Origin of the sequence: Vibrio sp. FF266 (genome assembly GCF_041439695.1) — a bacterium.
In the GTDB taxonomy this organism is placed as follows: Bacteria; Pseudomonadota; Gammaproteobacteria; order Enterobacterales; family Vibrionaceae; genus Vibrio; species Vibrio tasmaniensis_A.
Map to the genome: position 1 here is coordinate 24,270 of NZ_JBGOOO010000026.1, position 15,510 is coordinate 39,779.

The window sequence follows — 15,510 nt, forward strand, 5'->3', positions numbered from 1 at the left end:
AGCTTGTTAAAAAACTCGATAACTTCGTTAGAATTTTTGATTGTAGAATAACTACTTATCGAAAAATCCTGCCTTGTTCTCAAGCTTTTTTCCTACGCTATTTTTGATCACTTACTTACTGTGATTGGTATTATATCTGGTGCTCTAGGTTCTAGACAGAAAAAAGCAGAGCTCATGAGCTCTGCTTTTTTATTGGCTGGTAAATCGTTTAATGAATATTTGTGAGTAAGAAATATTCGCTAGGTCTTGGCTGGTTTCAAATAATGAATCGCGGTTGCTTGAACCTTATCTAATTCATCCTGAAGTTCAAAAAGCTCCGGTTCAATGTCTTCAACAGAAGTGCCTGAACGAAGTTCTTTCTCTATCGTTGCACATACCGACTTAAGCCTTGGTACCCCACTGTATGAGCTGCTGCCATGCATCTTGTGGATGATGTGTGTCAGCGCTTCAACGGGGTAGTCACTGTCTTCGATCGCTTTTTCCGCGGCTTCATAAACTTCAGGAATAAAATCTACGAGCATTTGCAGCATATCGCGTGCGAGGTCTTCTTTATTGGCGGCTTGTTTCAAAGCAGCTTGCCAATCAATGATGATGTTCTTGTGCTCGCTGGCTTCAACTTCTGAAACAGAGTTGTGGTCGATTTCAGCAGAGACCGCCGGGTGATCTGGGTCTATTTTATCAATGTGCTCAATCTCAGAGGTAGGGCTCCAATGAATAAGAACCTGTTGTAACACATGCTCTTCGATAGGCTTGGTTAGGTAGTCATCCATACCTGCTTCAAGTAGTCGGTCACGCTCTCCCATCATGGCATGCGCAGTAACAGCAATCACAGGCGTGTTTGCATTGTTCGCCAACGCCTTAATTTTTTGGCAAGCGGTCACGCCGTCCATCTGCGGCATTTGAATATCCATGAAAATGACATCAAATGGAGTCTCTGTCGCTTTGTCGAGAGCTTTCTGACCACTAGTACAACTGATCACTGTCTCTACGCGCTCTTTTAGCAGCGCAGTAATCAGTTTAAGGTTGGCAGGGTTGTCGTCGACCGCCAATACCGTAAGCGGTAGTTTCTCTTCTGAATGTGTTTCAATAGCGGGTGCAATTAAGGTTGGAGCTTGATTCGATACTAAAGTTTGCAGCAACTTCTTGCGAGAGAGAGGCTTAGTAATGCACTGAACATCGACCTCTTTCATCAATTGCTCACCCAACGCTAGCTCGGTACTTGGTGTACCAATAATCACGTTCTGAGCGATCTTCTTCGCGCCAATCGCCCAACCACTTACGGTATCAAATTGATACTCTTGGTTCGCGGCTAAGTTAAGTAGAACGTAGTCATACGAGGTAGATTCGTCAGGCATAACCGAACGGTACGTTACCACCAAGCCTTCTTGGGTTAGGATCTGCTGAGTAATTGATGCCGCTTGCATGTTTGGCTCGATAAGCAGCAGTTGCTTGTCTTGCAGGCACTGAGTCTCTATTAGTTCTGTCATCGGCATATCGGTAGTCGATAGTCTCAGGGTGAACCAGAATGTGGAGCCTTGGTGAAGACGACTGGTTAGGCTGATCTCTCCGCCCATTTGGCTGACCAGTTTTTGGGTGATTACCAGACCTAAGCCTGTACCACCATAACGACGAGAGATGCTCGCATCGGCTTGGCTGAAGGCTTGGAAAAGTTGTGCTTGTTGGCGCTCTGAGATACCAATACCCGTATCTCGAACCATAAACTGCAGCTCAATGCTGTCTTCGCTTTGTGAACGAAGTTCAACGCTGATGTCAATGTTGCCACGCTCGGTAAACTTGATCGAGTTACCCACGAGGTTAGTCAGGATCTGTTGGATACGCAGTGGATCACCAACAACGCCTGGTGGTACTTTCGGGTCGATCTTAAGCGTAAGCTCAAGACCTTTTTCATGAGCATTAGTGGCTTGAAGGCTAACCACCTCTTCTAGGCTCGCTTGGAACTCAAATGGAATGTTTTCTAGAGCGAGTTTGCCGGCTTCAAGTTTCGAGAAGTCCAAGATATCGTTGATGATGCTGAGTAGGTTGTTGGCCGAACGCTCAATGGTCTGCAGGTAATCGGTTTGGCTGTTCGATAGGTGTGTCTTGAGCATCTGACGAGTAAAGCCAATCACACCATTGAGTGGTGTTCTAAGCTCATGAGACATATTCGCCAAGAACTCGGATTTAACACGAGCGGCTTCTTGAGCTCGTTTTTTCGCAATGTCTAACTCAACGTTTTGAATCTCTAATTGCTCTAGGGTTTCACGCAGATCAGATGTTGCTTGGTCGATGCTGTGCTGCATCTCGACGTGATATTCAGATAGCGAGACCGCCATCGCGTTGATACCGTTTTTCAGTGAATCAAGCTCACCATGCATTTTGCCTTCGATACGCACATCTAAGTGGCCACGACGAATTCGATCGACCATGTTTTTCATGTGTGTGATCGGTTGGGTTACATCGTGCATCAAGCGGAAGGCAAATACCCCAGAAAGTCCAAGACCGAGGATCAACACCAAGAAGGCAGAGAACACTTCTTGATATTGCTGCAATCGAAGTGACGACAAGTCTAACTCTATCGCAATATAACCGATCGCTTGGTTCGCTTGAGACTGGCCATTAGCTGAGTTGATGTATTGTCCCTCAGCGATGATAGGTGTCCTAAGAATCAGCGTATTATCGAGCAGATTCGATGAGCTTAAATGCGGAATCGGTTTATCTTTCGGATAGGTCAGGCTTTCAAAATCAGGATGGAAGTTTGACGTTACAAACAACTCATGACGTTCATCAAACACCGCAATACTGCGCACCAGCTTAGAATTTTTTCGATGAGCATAGCTAATCAGCTGACGAACAGACTCTCGACTTTCGAGCTTCATGCCAGACTCACTCGCAATCGCTAGTGGTTCAATGATGCTAGTACCAGTGTTAACCACTTGCCCCTCAAGGTCTTGATAGCGGTTAAATGAGAAAAATGCACTCAATAGCAGCCCAATAATTAGGGTTGGAGCTAGAGTTAAGGTAATTACACGGGCTCTTAAGCCATATCTGGTCATGTTCTTTAATTACATCGAGGTCTGGATATGGGAAAATAACGCACACAATGGCGGTTAAGTGAACGGTAAGCTTAATCAAAGCCGTGACGTTCGACAATGATTCCAAGACAGAATAGTGAGTCCTGGATACCAATTACTTATTAAAAGATACATTAGGCACAAGCAATGGCACGTTTTTTCCAACCAAAAAAGAAAACTCAACTCGAGACCAAGCATCAATCGGTTTTGGTTGAACGAATGGATCACAATGGCGCTGGCATCGCTTATCAGAAGAACAAACCCGTTTTCATTGATGGCGCATTGCCCGGTGAGAAGGTGGTTATTCAGCTTACTGAGAGCAAAAGTAAGTTTTCGCGAGCAAAACTCATCAAATTACTTCAACCGAGTGAGCTGCGTTTAAAGCCATTTTGTAAGCACTTTAATCAGTGTGGTGGCTGTCATCTTCAACATCTCGGTTACTCATCTCAGGTTGAGCATAAAGCACAATCTTTGACGCACCTGATGAGCAAATACCAAACGGCTAACACCGAAGTCGCCCAGCCGATTGTCGGTGATGAAACCGGTTATCGTCGTCGCGCGCGTATCAGTCTATTTGTTGATAAGAAGACACAGCTGCTTCAGTTTGGTTTCCGTAAGAAACAAAGTAAACAGATTGAAAACATCACCGACTGCGCGGTGCTTGACCCTCGCCTTAATGTATTGCTGCCAAAACTGAAAAGTTTACTGAACACTTTCAGTAGCCTTACGTCTTTAGGACATGTTGAATTGGTGTTGGGTGATACTGGCCCTGTTATGGTGCTGCGTCACCTTAAACCTTTGGTTGAAAAAGATGAGCAAGCGTTGATGACGCTCGCGAAAGAAGAAGGTGTAACGCTGTACTCGATGCCAGAAACCGATAAGTTGGTTCGTTTGGTGGGTGATTCGCCAAGCTATAGTGAAACCGGTGTAACCTTACCTTTTGAGCCAAACCACTTTATACAAGTTAACCAGAAAGTGAACCAACAGATGGTTGCTCAAGCGATTGAGTGGTTAGAGCCTCAAGCGGATGAGCGTGTGCTTGACCTGTTTTGTGGTTTAGGCAACTTCAGTCTGCCTATCGCACAACAATCGGCGTTTGTCGTTGGTGTGGAAGGCGTTGATGAAATGGTTCAACAGGCAACGGCTAATGCGGCGTTAAACCAGTTAAGCAATACGGAGTTTTATCAAGCGAACCTCGAAGAAGATTTATCTTCACAGCTTTGGGCAAAAGAGAAATTCGATAAAGTATTACTTGACCCTGCACGTGCTGGAGCGAGTGGGATCGTTGATCAAATTTCAGCGTTAGGAGCGAAGCGTGTGGTTTATGTTTCGTGTAATCCTGCTACTCTAGCGAGAGATTCTGAGAGTTTAGAAAAACAAGGCTATCAATTAGCCAAACTTGGTATGTTGGATATGTTTCCCCATACCAGTCATCTAGAATCGATGGCTCTCTTTATCAAGGCTTAGAAGCCCTTAAATATGGCTTAAAAATGAATCACAAAGGCGCAGGGAAGCCTGCGCTGATATCAATATGAGTCGAACTAACTTGGAATCAGTTAGTCATATTGAATTGGGTATAAAACATAATAACTAGGAAGGCATGATGGTTGCGGTACGAAGCGCACATTTAAACCCAAGCGAACAGTTTGAGCTAGAAAGTTGGATTGCGTCACTGAATCAAGACGTAAAAACCTCGAATAAACTGACCAAAGTTTATCGTCACTGTGAAGAGCTATTAAAAGATCACGAGCAAGCGTCGCTCCTGCTTTGGCGTGGGCGTGAGATGATCGAAATCTTGGTTACGTTGTCGATGGACCGTGCCACTTTAATTGCAGCGCAACTTTTCCCCGTTGTTTCAAGCGGCGTTTTTGGACGTGAAGCGTTTGAAGAAAGCTACGGTAAAGAAACCGTAAAGTTAATTGATGGCGTTGAAGAAATGGCAGCTTTGGGCCAGCTCAACGTTACCCTTGAAGGCAGTGCAGCCTCGGGACAAGTAGATAACGTTCGTCGAATGTTACTGGCCATGGTCGATGATTTCCGCTGCGTCGTCATCAAGCTAGCAGAACGAATTTGCAACCTCATCGAGGTAAAAAAGGCCCCTGATGCTGTTCGCCGTGCGGCAGCAAAAGAGTGTGCTAACATCTATGCGCCTCTTGCAAACCGTTTGGGCATTGGTCAGCTAAAGTGGGAAATTGAAGATTACGCTTTCCGCTATCAACAACCAGATACCTACAAGCAGATTGCCAAACAGCTGTCAGAGCGTCGTATCGTGCGCGAACAATACATCACTGACTTTGTTGATGACCTAACATCAGAAATGAACCGTTCAAGCATCAATGCTGAAGTCAGCGGTCGTCCCAAACACATCTACAGCATCTGGCGTAAAATGCAGAAAAAGGGCTTAGAGTTTGATGAGCTTTTTGACGTGCGTGCGGTACGTATTATTGCCGACCAACTGCAAGACTGTTATGCCGGTCTAGGTGTGGTTCACACCAAATATAAACATCTTCCAAGTGAATTTGATGACTATGTGGCGAATCCTAAGCCCAATGGTTACCAATCAATTCATACCGTAGTTCTTGGCCCTGAAGGCAAGACCATCGAAATTCAGATCCGTACCAAGCAAATGCACGAAGACTCTGAGTTAGGTGTGGCTGCGCACTGGAAGTATAAAGAAGGTGCTTCTAGCGGTGTACGCAGTGGCTACGATGAGAAAATCACGTGGTTGCGTAAGCTTATCGACTGGCAAGAAGAGATGTCAGATTCTGGCGAAATGCTGGATGAAGTACGTAGCCAAGTCTTTGATGACCGAGTCTATGCCTTTACACCACGCGGTGATGTGGTCGATTTACCAATGGGTGCAACGCCGTTGGATTTTGCTTACCACATTCACTCGATGGTTGGACACCGTTGTATCGGTGCCAAAGTCGCAGGTCGAATCGTTCCGTTTACTCATAAGTTGGCGATGGGCGATCAAGTTGAGATCATTACTCAAAAAGAACCGAATCCATCACGTGATTGGTTAAATCCGACCACAGGTTTTGTTCATTCAAGTCGAGCTAGAGCAAAAATTAACGCTTGGTTCCGCGCACAGAGTCGTGAGAAAAACCTCGAAGCTGGACGAGACATCCTAGAAGTCGAGCTAGGCAGAGTCGGCGCAACACTGAAAGATGCTGAGCAATATGCGCTGAAACGATTCAACGTCAATACACCTGATGAATTGTATGCTGGTATTGGTAGCGGCGATTTGCGTATTAACCAAGTGGTTAATCACATCAATGCTCTGGTCAATAAGCCGACGGCTGAAGAAGAAGATAAGAAAGCACTCGAGAAGTTGCTTGAGTCTGACAATAAGCCAGCACATCAGAGCCGTCCGAAAAAGGATGCTGTCGTTGTTGAAGGTGTTGATAACCTAATGACCCACTTGGCTCGTTGTTGTCAGCCTATCCCGGGGGATGTGATCAAAGGTTACATTACTCAAGGGCGTGGTATCTCAGTACACCGCAGCGATTGTGAGCAGTTAAGTGAACTTAACCTACATGCCCCTGAACGTATCATCGATACGGTGTGGGGAGATGGTTTTGTTGGCTCGTATATCTTAACACTGCGTGTAGAGGCGCTAGAACGTACCGGCTTGTTGAAAGACATTACATCCCTGTTCTTGAACGAAAAAGTCAGTGTGACGACAATGAAGAGCCGTATTGACTATAAACGTCAGCTGTCGGTGATGGATTTCGATTTGGAAGTGACCAACATTGAGATTCTGAGTCGCGTGACAAGCCGAGTAGAACAGATCAAAGATGTTATGAGCGTAAAACGCCTAGGCTAGTTTTTACGTCGTACTTGGCCTTCTAACTGTGTTAACTGCACTATACTCGCTTCATCACATAGGCAAGCTATGCTCAGAAGTCTCGTAAGTTTGTTGCCTTGTTAGAAGAGCCAATTACTTAGTAAAACAAAGATAGTCGTCATTCCCTACAGTGAGGGACGAACGTGGATAGGGAATCTCGCCAAGCGATTTGAGATCCCCAACTCGCTCATTCTTCGCTCTTGAGGATGACCGAAAAAATAGAAAGGTGAGTGGTTTTGGCTGCTCGCCTTTTTTAGTTTTAGAAGACGTTATAAATTTAAAAAATCAAAGACAGTGAATAGGAAGAAAACAATGAATCACCCGATTGAACAACTTGAACAGATCATGACTAAGCTGCGCGATCCTGAAGGTGGCTGTCCTTGGGATTTGAAACAAAATTTTGAAACAATTGTCCCGCATACTATCGAAGAAACCTATGAAGTAGTGGACGCGATTCACAACAAAGATTGGCCGAACCTACAAGAAGAGCTGGGTGATTTGTTGTTTCAGGTGATTTTCTACAGCCAGCTCGCGAAAGAGCAGGGACTGTTTGAGTTCTCTGATGTGGTCGATGGCATCAATGAGAAGCTAACGCGCCGCCATCCGCATGTGTTTTCTGATACCGAGTTTGCCAGTGATGACGAAATTAATGCCAACTGGGAAGCTGAAAAAGCCAAAGAGAAAGCACAGGCAGGCAAAACTCAAGAAAGTATTCTAGACTCAATACCAAACTCTCTACCTGCACTTTCGCGTGCTACAAAGATTCAAAAGCAAGTCGCGAAATTTGGCTTTGATTGGGACTCTATTGGTCCAGTCGCTGATAAGGTTTTAGAGGAAGTTGATGAGGTGCTAGAAGAAGCGCTTCAAGTAACGCCAAACGAAGATTTAGTTGAAGAAGAACTGGGTGATTTGTTGTTTGCGACCGTCAATTTAGTGCGACATTTGGGTAAAAATCCAGAAACGGCTCTCAATAAAGCCAATCTGAAATTTTCACGCCGCTTTAAAGGTGTGGAACAAAAAGTTCGTCAGCAAGATAAAATTTTGACCGACTTTTCTCTACAACAGCTTGATTCCATATGGGATGAAGTCAAAGTGGCGGAGAAAAGATCATCAAAGCTTTTATCATGAATTGATTTGAAGCAAAAAATAAAAAATAGCAGTGTGATAGATTTCACGTTGTGGCGATAAGGGGCTTCTGGTATATTTTCATCCCGTCCAGAAGTAATCCATTTCCCTCATTCAACCAATTTCAGGTTAAACATGACGACAAATTACATTTTTGTTACTGGCGGGGTTGTATCCTCTCTAGGTAAAGGTATTGCAGCAGCATCTCTTGCGGCTATTTTAGAAGCTCGTGGTCTTAAAGTGACTATGATGAAGCTTGACCCTTACATCAACGTTGATCCAGGCACAATGAGCCCGACTCAACACGGTGAAGTGTTCGTTACGGAAGATGGCGCTGAAACTGACCTTGACCTTGGTCACTACGAGCGATTCATTCGCACCAAGATGACTAAGCGTAACAACTTCACTGCAGGTCGTGTTTACTCAGACGTACTCGCTAAAGAGCGTCGCGGTGATTACCTAGGTGCAACTATTCAGGTTATCCCGCACATCACTAACTCTATCAAAGAACGTGTAATTTCTGGCGCAGCTGGCCACGATATCGCGCTTGTTGAAGTTGGTGGTACGGTTGGTGATATCGAATCTCTACCATTCATGGAAGCGATTCGTCAGCTAGCAGTAGAGCTAGGCCGTGAACGCGCAATGTTCATGCACCTTACTCTAGTGCCATACCTAGCAGCTGCGGGCGAAGTGAAAACTAAGCCAACGCAACACTCTGTAAAAGAGCTGCTGTCTATTGGTATTCAGCCAGACATTCTAGTTTGTCGTTCAGACCGCAACATTCCTTCGAACGAGCGTAAGAAAATTGCTCTGTTCTGTAATGTGCAAGAAAATGCAGTTATTTCTATGCGCGATGTTGACTCTATCTACAAGATCCCTCAGCTTATTAAAGCTCAAGGCACTGATGAACTTGTATGTAAGCGTTTCGGCATCACAGCTCCAGAAGCAGACCTGTCTGAATGGGAACAAGTAATTTACGAAGAAGCTAACCCAACGGGTGAAGTGACGATTGGTATGGTTGGTAAGTACATTGAACTACCAGACGCATACAAATCAGTAAATGAAGCGCTAAAACACGCGGGCTTGAAAAATCGCCTAAGCGTTAATATTAAATACGTAGATTCACAAGACGTTGAGTCTCGTGGCGTAGAAGTTTTAGAAGGCCTAGATGCAATCCTAGTTCCTGGTGGCTTTGGTGATCGTGGTGTTGAAGGTAAGATTCTTGCTGCTCAATACGCTCGTGAAAACAAAGTACCTTACTTAGGTATCTGTCTAGGTATGCAAGTAGCACTTATCGAGTACGCTCGTAACGTTGCGAAAATGGAAGGGGCACACTCTTCTGAATTCTGTACTGAAACTAAGTACCCAGTTGTTGGTCTTATCACTGAGTGGACTGATGGCGAAGGTAAAGTTGAAGAGCGTACAGAAACATCTGACCTTGGCGGCACAATGCGTCTTGGTTCACAGCTTTGTCACCTAGCGAAAGGGACAAAAGCTTACGAATTATACGGTAGCGCGACGATCCATGAACGTCATCGTCACCGTTACGAAGTGAACAACAATCTTCGTCCACAAATTGAAAAAGCGGGCCTAAAAGTATCGGGTCTATCTGCGGACAAGAAACTGGTTGAAGTTATTGAGAACCCGAACCATCCATGGTTCGTTGCTGCTCAATTCCACCCAGAGTTCACTTCAACACCTCGCGATGGTCACCCATTGTTTGCAGGTTTCGTTAAAGCAGCTGGCGAGTTCCAGCGCGGCGAATTAGAGAAGTAAAAAGGAATACAGGTAGCTGCGTAAGTTGTGCTGCTACCTTTAAATTTGACATTTATATATTCAACGAGAAGGAAACATTCAATGTCTAAGATCGTTAAAGTTCTAGGTCGTGAAATCATCGATTCACGTGGTAACCCAACTGTAGAAGCTGAAGTACACCTAGAAGGCGGTTTCGTAGGTATGGCTGCTGCTCCATCTGGCGCATCTACTGGTTCACGCGAAGCTCTTGAGCTACGTGACGGCGACAAATCACGTTTCCTAGGTAAAGGTGTTCTTAAAGCTATTGAAGCTGTAAACGGCCCAATCGCTGAAGCTCTAGTAGGTTCTGACGCTAAAGCACAAGCTGACGTTGACCAAATCATGCTTGACCTAGACGGTACTGAAAACAAGTCTAAGTTCGGTGCGAACGCTATCCTAGCTGTATCTCTAGCTAACGCAAAAGCTGCTGCTGCTGCGAAAGGCATGCCTCTTTACGAGCACATTGCTGAGCTAAACGGTACTGCTGGTCAATTCTCTATGCCTCTACCAATGATGAACATCATCAACGGTGGTGAGCACGCAGATAACAACGTTGACATCCAAGAGTTCATGATCCAACCAGTTGGCGCTAAGACTCTTAAAGAAGGTCTACGTATCGGCGCTGAAGTATTCCACAACCTAGCTAAAGTTCTTAAGTCTAAAGGCTACAGCACTGCAGTTGGTGATGAAGGTGGTTTCGCTCCTAACCTTAAGTCTAACGCTGAAGCTCTAGAAGTTATCGCAGAAGCTGTTGCAGCTGCTGGTTACGAACTAGGTAAAGACGTTACTCTTGCTATGGACTGTGCAGCATCTGAGTTCTTCGACAAAGAAGCTGGTATCTACAACATGAAGGGCGAAGGTAAAACTTTCACTTCTGTAGAGTTCAACCACTACCTAGCTGAGCTAGCGAACAACTTCCCAATCGTTTCTATCGAAGATGGTCTTGACGAGTCTGATTGGGATGGCTTCAAGCACCAAACTGAACTTCTAGGCGACAAGCTTCAAATAGTTGGTGACGATCTGTTCGTTACAAACACTAAGATTCTTGCTGAAGGTATCGAGAAAGGCGTAGCTAACTCTATCCTTATCAAGTTCAACCAAATCGGTTCTCTAACAGAGACTCTAGCTGCTATCAAGATGGCTAAAGACGCTGGCTACACTGCAGTAATCTCTCACCGTTCTGGCGAAACTGAAGATGCAACTATCGCTGATCTAGCGGTAGGTACAGCTGCAGGTCAAATCAAAACTGGTTCTATGAGCCGTTCTGACCGTGTTGCTAAGTACAACCAACTTATCCGTATCGAAGAAGCTCTAGGTTCTAAAGCTCCTTACAACGGTCTTAAAGAAGTTAAAGGTCAATAATTCCTAGCGAATTATTAATCTAAGCTTTTTAAATGCCTCGCTTATGCGGGGCATTTTTTTGTCTGTAGAAAATGACGGGAAGAAGCTCTAGATTCTAAAGCTCCTCCTCGTTACATCTAAAGTTCGTTATTCCCTAGACAGACAGAGGAGGGCGTCGGGAATCTCATCACAAGTTTCGAACAACAATAATTCTCCGACTTATTGATTCCCTAACACCACATATCTCGCACCAATAAGCTCATTATGGTATATATGTGCCTTATTCTAGTTCCTTCTTTTTCAACCGGCGAAAGGTGTTATGCGAATTTTTGCTTTAGTACTGCTCATAGTGTTTGGCTGGCTACAACACACACTGTGGCTCGGTAAAAATGGTATTTCTGATTACTACGGTGTGAACAACGAAATCCAAGTTCAACAGCAAGTAAACGAAAAGCTTCATCTTCGTAACGCAGAGATGTTTGCGGAAATCGACGATCTACGCCAAGGCTTAGACGCGATAGAAGAGCGCGCACGTCATGAGCTTGGAATGGTAAAAGAAGGCGAAACGTTTTTCCGCATCATTGGTGAGGAATCCCATTAATGTCGACTCAACTTCAAAGTGTGATTGCCGTTGTACCTGCAGCAGGCGTCGGTAGCCGAATGAAAGCAGACCGGCCTAAGCAATATCTTAAGATTAACGGCAAAACGATTTTAGAGCACACCATTGAGAAATTACTGTCTCATCCACAAGTATCTCAAATTGTCGTTGCGATCAGCGATGATGACCCCTATTACCCGGAGTTAGCACTCAACCAGAATCCAAAAGTGGTCAGAGTGTCTGGCGGAAGCGAACGAGCGGACTCGGTACTCTCTGCGCTAAACTGTATCGCTGAGCAGCAGCTTAGCGATTGGGTAATGGTTCACGATGCGGCAAGGCCTTGTGTTCAACTCAGTGATATCGACAAGCTAATTTCCGGCGCGATGAGCCATGATGTAGGGGCTATTTTAGCGGCGCCAGTTCGTGACACGATGAAGCGAGGTGCCCAAGGGCAGATCGAACATACCGTTGAGCGAGCCGATCTATGGCATGCACTTACGCCGCAAATGTTCAGAGCAAAGCCTCTGTGGAATGCATTAAGCGAGGCGTTGCAACAAGGCGTTTCGATTACCGATGAAGCCTCAGCCTTTGAATGGAAAGGTTTATCGCCCGCTTTAGTGGCAGGGCGTTCAGATAATTTTAAGATTACTCAGCCTGAAGATTTAGCACTTGCTGAGTTTTATTTAAGTCAGAATAAGGAATAATGATGATTCGTATTGGCCATGGCTTTGATGTACATAAGTTTGGTGGTGAAGGTCCGGTAATTATAGGTGGCGTTAGAGTCCCTTATGAGCAGGGTCTTATCGCACACTCAGATGGTGATGTTGCCCTTCATGCGTTGTGTGACGCTTTATTAGGTGCGATTGCTGCCGGTGATATTGGTCGTCATTTCCCCGATACTGATGATGAGTGGAAAGGCGCGGATAGCCGTGAACTTCTAAAAGATGTTTATCGTCGAGTAAAAGAACAAGGCTACGTGATTGGTAATGCCGATATTACTATCATGGCGCAAGCTCCAAAGATGGCGCCTCATATAGACTCTATGTGCCACGCTATCGCACAAGATTTAGAAACCAGCATTAGCAATGTGAATGTAAAAGCGACGACCACTGAGCGTTTAGGTTTTACAGGTCGCAAAGAGGGCATCGCATGTGAAGCGGTGGTCCTAATTACTAAAAGTGCGTAAGCACCAACACGAAAAGAACAGCATGTCAGATATTTTATCTTCATTGGCTTATCTAAACGGTAAACCAACTGCGAAAGCAAAACTAAAAGCAAAAGCCGAACACTTTGTCGTTAATGAAGACTTAGGTTTTGAGTTCACTGGTGAAGGCGAACACCTAATGGTGCGTATTCGTAAAACGGGTGAGAACACGAGCTTTGTAGCAAACGAGCTGGCTAAAGCGTGTGGTGTTAAGTCGAAAGACGTGAGTTGGGCTGGTTTGAAAGACCGTCATGCTGTGACAGAACAGTGGTTGAGCGTGCATCTACCAAAAGGTGAACCTGACTTTTCTGCTTTTCTTGCACAATACCCAAGCATTGAGATCTTGGCGACAGCACGCCACAACAAAAAGTTACGTCCAGGCGATTTAGTTGGCAACCAATTCGAGCTAACTTTGTCTGAAGTAACGGACTGCGATGATGTAGTCAAACGTTTGGAAAAAATCGCTCAAGTGGGCGTGCCAAATTACTTTGGTGCTCAGAGGTTTGGCAATGAAGGTAACAACTTATCTGAAGCTCGTCGTTGGGGGCGTGAAAACGTTCGTACACGTAATCAAAATAAGCGCAGCTTGTACCTCTCTGCAGCTCGTTCTTGGATCTACAACTTAATTCTTTCTGACCGTATTGAGCACGATGCGTTTGCTTCGGCATTGGTCGGCGATATTGTAGTTAAAAACGATGCTCAACTTGCTGTGACAGCCGCTAATATCGAAGCTGTAAACCAAGATATCGCCAATGGTTCTGCGTTTATTACTGTTGCTTTAGCTGGAGATAATGCGTTACCGACGACGGATGCGTCTCAAGCTCTAGAGCAGAAACACCTTGATGCTGAACCGGATCTAATGGCGCTTATTTGTGGCAACCGTATGCGCCATGATCGCCGTGAAGCCTCGTTGAAGCCGATGGGTTTAGTGTGGGAAGTAAACGAAGATAATGTCACTCTTAAATTCTCTCTGGACGCAGGCTGCTTCGCAACCGCTATCGTTCGTGAGTTAGTTGAAGAAGTACACGTAGAAAGAACCTACGAGCAATAATGATTCTGCTTGGGTCTAAGTCACTTAATCTTGGAATTTAAGTGACTTGGCATTGGTACAAAAGAAAGGATACAAGATGAAGATTTTACTCAGCAACGATGATGGTGTGCATGCTCAAGGTATTCATGAGCTGGCAAATGAATTACGTGATCTTGCTGAAGTTATCATTGTGGCACCTGACCGTAATCGCTCTGGTGCTTCAAATTCATTAACTTTGGAACAGCCTTTGCGTGTTCAAGAGATTGCTAGAAATACCTATTCGGTACAAGGAACACCGACCGACTGTGTACATTTCGCATTGAACGAACTCCTAAAGAGTGACATGCCTGATCTGGTTTTAACGGGTATTAATCACGGAGCTAACCTTGGTGATGACGTGCTTTATTCAGGTACAGTCGCAGCAGCAATGGAAGGCCACTTTTTAGGTGTTCAATCGGTGGCATTTTCTCTGGTTGGAAAACAACATTTTAAGACAGCGGCAGCGGTTGCTCGCCGTATTGTCGAACAACATTTAGCAAACCCAATCCCGACCAATCGCCTGTTAAACGTGAACGTCCCTGACTTAGCATTAGAACAAATATCGGGTACTCAGGTGACACGTCTAGGTGCTCGTCACCATGCTGAAGATATGATTAAGCAGAAAGACCCACGTGGTCATGATATCTATTGGCTTGGCCCTCCTGGTAAGGAGCAAGATGCTGGTGAGGGTACCGATTTTTACGCCATTGAACATGGTTTTGTGTCGGTAACACCACTACAAGTTGATCTGACGGCACATGAGTCGTTGGGTGCGATGACTACATGGTTAGGGGATAAATAAGTGAGTAATCCACAAGCTGAGCGCTTAGTTACTTTTCTGATAGAAAATGGTATTCAGGATCAAAAGGTTCTTGATGCTATTTACTTACTACCGAGAGAGAGCTTTTTATCACAGGCTATGCATCACCAAGCCTATGATAATAATGCGCTGCCTATCGGGCAGGGGCAGACAATTTCTCAGCCTTACATTGTTGCTAAAATGACCGAGCTGCTTGAGTTACAACAAGACAGCCGCGTTTTGGAGATCGGAACGGGTTCTGGTTATCAAACGGCTGTTTTGGCTCAGCTGGTTGATCACGTGTATTCGGTTGAAAGAATAAAGTCGCTACAATGGGATGCTAAGCGTAGGTTGAAGCAACTCGATTTCTACAACATCTCAACCAAGCACGGTGATGGTTGGCAAGGTTGGTCTTCTAAGGCGCCTTTTGATGCGATTATTGTCACCGCTGCTGCAGAGTCGATCCCTCAAGCGCTTTTGCAGCAGTTGAAAGATGGAGGCCGCTTATTAATTCCGGTCGGAGATGATGAACAACAACTGTTGAAGATTGTTCGCCACGGTGATGAGTTCTTATCGAGTGTTATCGAGATGGTGCGATTTGTACCTCTTGTACCTGGTGAGTTAGCTTAATAAAATTATTAATGGTGTAGGTGGATAGA

At 45.1% G+C, this 15,510-nt stretch carries 12 protein-coding genes; 11 read left to right on the top strand and 1 reads right to left on the bottom strand.

All coding sequences use genetic code 11. The annotated features are described in order from the left end of the window. Nucleotides 1-239: 239 nt before the first annotated feature. Nucleotides 240-3,053 (bottom strand): two-component sensor histidine kinase BarA, encoded by a 2,814-nt coding sequence (barA, locus tag ACED59_RS17380; RefSeq protein WP_017097665.1) that lies wholly within the window; start codon nt 3,051-3,053, stop codon nt 240-242. A 165-nt stretch (nt 3,054-3,218) separates the two neighbouring features. Here barA and rlmD point away from each other — a divergent pair, with 165 nt between their 5' ends. The 11 genes from rlmD to ACED59_RS17435 all read left to right on the top strand — a co-directional run bounded on the left by rlmD (nt 3,219) and on the right by ACED59_RS17435 (nt 15,481). Further along, the gene (gene rlmD / locus ACED59_RS17385; protein WP_017097666.1) at nt 3,219-4,538 is read left to right on the top strand and encodes a 23S rRNA (uracil(1939)-C(5))-methyltransferase RlmD; all 1,320 of its coding nucleotides are present in this window, start codon (nt 3,219-3,221) and stop codon (nt 4,536-4,538) included. A gap of 136 nt (nt 4,539-4,674) precedes the next feature. Next, nucleotides 4,675-6,900 (top strand): GTP diphosphokinase, encoded by a 2,226-nt coding sequence (gene relA / locus ACED59_RS17390; RefSeq protein WP_009847647.1) that lies wholly within the window; start codon nt 4,675-4,677, stop codon nt 6,898-6,900. A 333-nt stretch (nt 6,901-7,233) separates the two neighbouring features. Beyond that, entirely contained in the window at nt 7,234-8,049 is an 816-nt protein-coding gene (mazG, locus tag ACED59_RS17395) for a nucleoside triphosphate pyrophosphohydrolase (protein ID WP_029223900.1), read from the top strand. Nucleotides 8,050-8,181: 132 nt separating this feature from the next. After that, entirely contained in the window at nt 8,182-9,822 is a 1,641-nt protein-coding gene (locus tag ACED59_RS17400; protein ID WP_012604779.1) for a CTP synthase, read from the top strand. An 81-nt stretch (nt 9,823-9,903) separates the two neighbouring features. Next, nucleotides 9,904-11,202 (top strand): phosphopyruvate hydratase, encoded by a 1,299-nt coding sequence (eno, locus tag ACED59_RS17405; RefSeq protein ID WP_009847644.1) that lies wholly within the window; start codon nt 9,904-9,906, stop codon nt 11,200-11,202. A gap of 298 nt (nt 11,203-11,500) precedes the next feature. Next, entirely contained in the window at nt 11,501-11,782 is a 282-nt protein-coding gene (ftsB, locus tag ACED59_RS17410; RefSeq protein ID WP_012604777.1) for a cell division protein FtsB, read from the top strand. After that, the gene (gene ispD, locus ACED59_RS17415; RefSeq protein WP_009847642.1) at nt 11,782-12,483 is read left to right on the top strand and encodes a 2-C-methyl-D-erythritol 4-phosphate cytidylyltransferase; all 702 of its coding nucleotides are present in this window, start codon (nt 11,782-11,784) and stop codon (nt 12,481-12,483) included. Before ftsB ends, ispD begins: the two co-directional genes overlap by 1 nt. Before the next feature lie 2 nt (nt 12,484-12,485). After that, nucleotides 12,486-12,965 (top strand): 2-C-methyl-D-erythritol 2,4-cyclodiphosphate synthase, encoded by a 480-nt coding sequence (gene ispF / locus ACED59_RS17420; protein WP_029223073.1) that lies wholly within the window; start codon nt 12,486-12,488, stop codon nt 12,963-12,965. 22 nt (nt 12,966-12,987) lie between these two features. Continuing rightward, complete coding sequence (gene truD, locus ACED59_RS17425) at nt 12,988-14,034, top strand: tRNA pseudouridine(13) synthase TruD (RefSeq protein ID WP_029223901.1); 1,047 nt, start codon at nt 12,988-12,990, stop codon at nt 14,032-14,034. Between the two features lie 76 nt (nt 14,035-14,110). Then, nucleotides 14,111-14,854 carry a 5'/3'-nucleotidase SurE gene (gene surE / locus ACED59_RS17430; RefSeq protein ID WP_009847639.1) on the top strand — a complete coding sequence of 248 codons (744 nt, stop codon included), beginning with the start codon at nt 14,111-14,113 and terminating at the stop codon, nt 14,852-14,854. Continuing rightward, nucleotides 14,855-15,481 carry a protein-L-isoaspartate(D-aspartate) O-methyltransferase gene (locus ACED59_RS17435; protein WP_009847638.1) on the top strand — a complete coding sequence of 209 codons (627 nt, stop codon included), beginning with the start codon at nt 14,855-14,857 and terminating at the stop codon, nt 15,479-15,481. The last annotated feature ends 29 nt before the right edge of the window (nt 15,482-15,510 follow it).

What these genes read in the sequence shown, in the direction of transcription:
- barA (WP_017097665.1), bottom strand. Translation starts at nt 3,053, where the DNA reads ATGACCAGATATGGCTTAAGAGCCCGTGTAATTACCTTAACTCTAGCT.
- rlmD (WP_017097666.1), top strand. Translation starts at nt 3,219, where the DNA reads ATGGCACGTTTTTTCCAACCAAAAAAGAAAACTCAACTCGAGACCAAG.
- relA (WP_009847647.1), top strand. Translation starts at nt 4,675, where the DNA reads ATGGTTGCGGTACGAAGCGCACATTTAAACCCAAGCGAACAGTTTGAG.
- mazG (WP_029223900.1), top strand. Translation starts at nt 7,234, where the DNA reads ATGAATCACCCGATTGAACAACTTGAACAGATCATGACTAAGCTGCGC.
- ACED59_RS17400 (WP_012604779.1), top strand. Translation starts at nt 8,182, where the DNA reads ATGACGACAAATTACATTTTTGTTACTGGCGGGGTTGTATCCTCTCTA.
- eno (WP_009847644.1), top strand. Translation starts at nt 9,904, where the DNA reads ATGTCTAAGATCGTTAAAGTTCTAGGTCGTGAAATCATCGATTCACGT.
- ftsB (WP_012604777.1), top strand. Translation starts at nt 11,501, where the DNA reads ATGCGAATTTTTGCTTTAGTACTGCTCATAGTGTTTGGCTGGCTACAA.
- ispD (WP_009847642.1), top strand. Translation starts at nt 11,782, where the DNA reads ATGTCGACTCAACTTCAAAGTGTGATTGCCGTTGTACCTGCAGCAGGC.
- ispF (WP_029223073.1), top strand. Translation starts at nt 12,486, where the DNA reads ATGATTCGTATTGGCCATGGCTTTGATGTACATAAGTTTGGTGGTGAA.
- truD (WP_029223901.1), top strand. Translation starts at nt 12,988, where the DNA reads ATGTCAGATATTTTATCTTCATTGGCTTATCTAAACGGTAAACCAACT.
- surE (WP_009847639.1), top strand. Translation starts at nt 14,111, where the DNA reads ATGAAGATTTTACTCAGCAACGATGATGGTGTGCATGCTCAAGGTATT.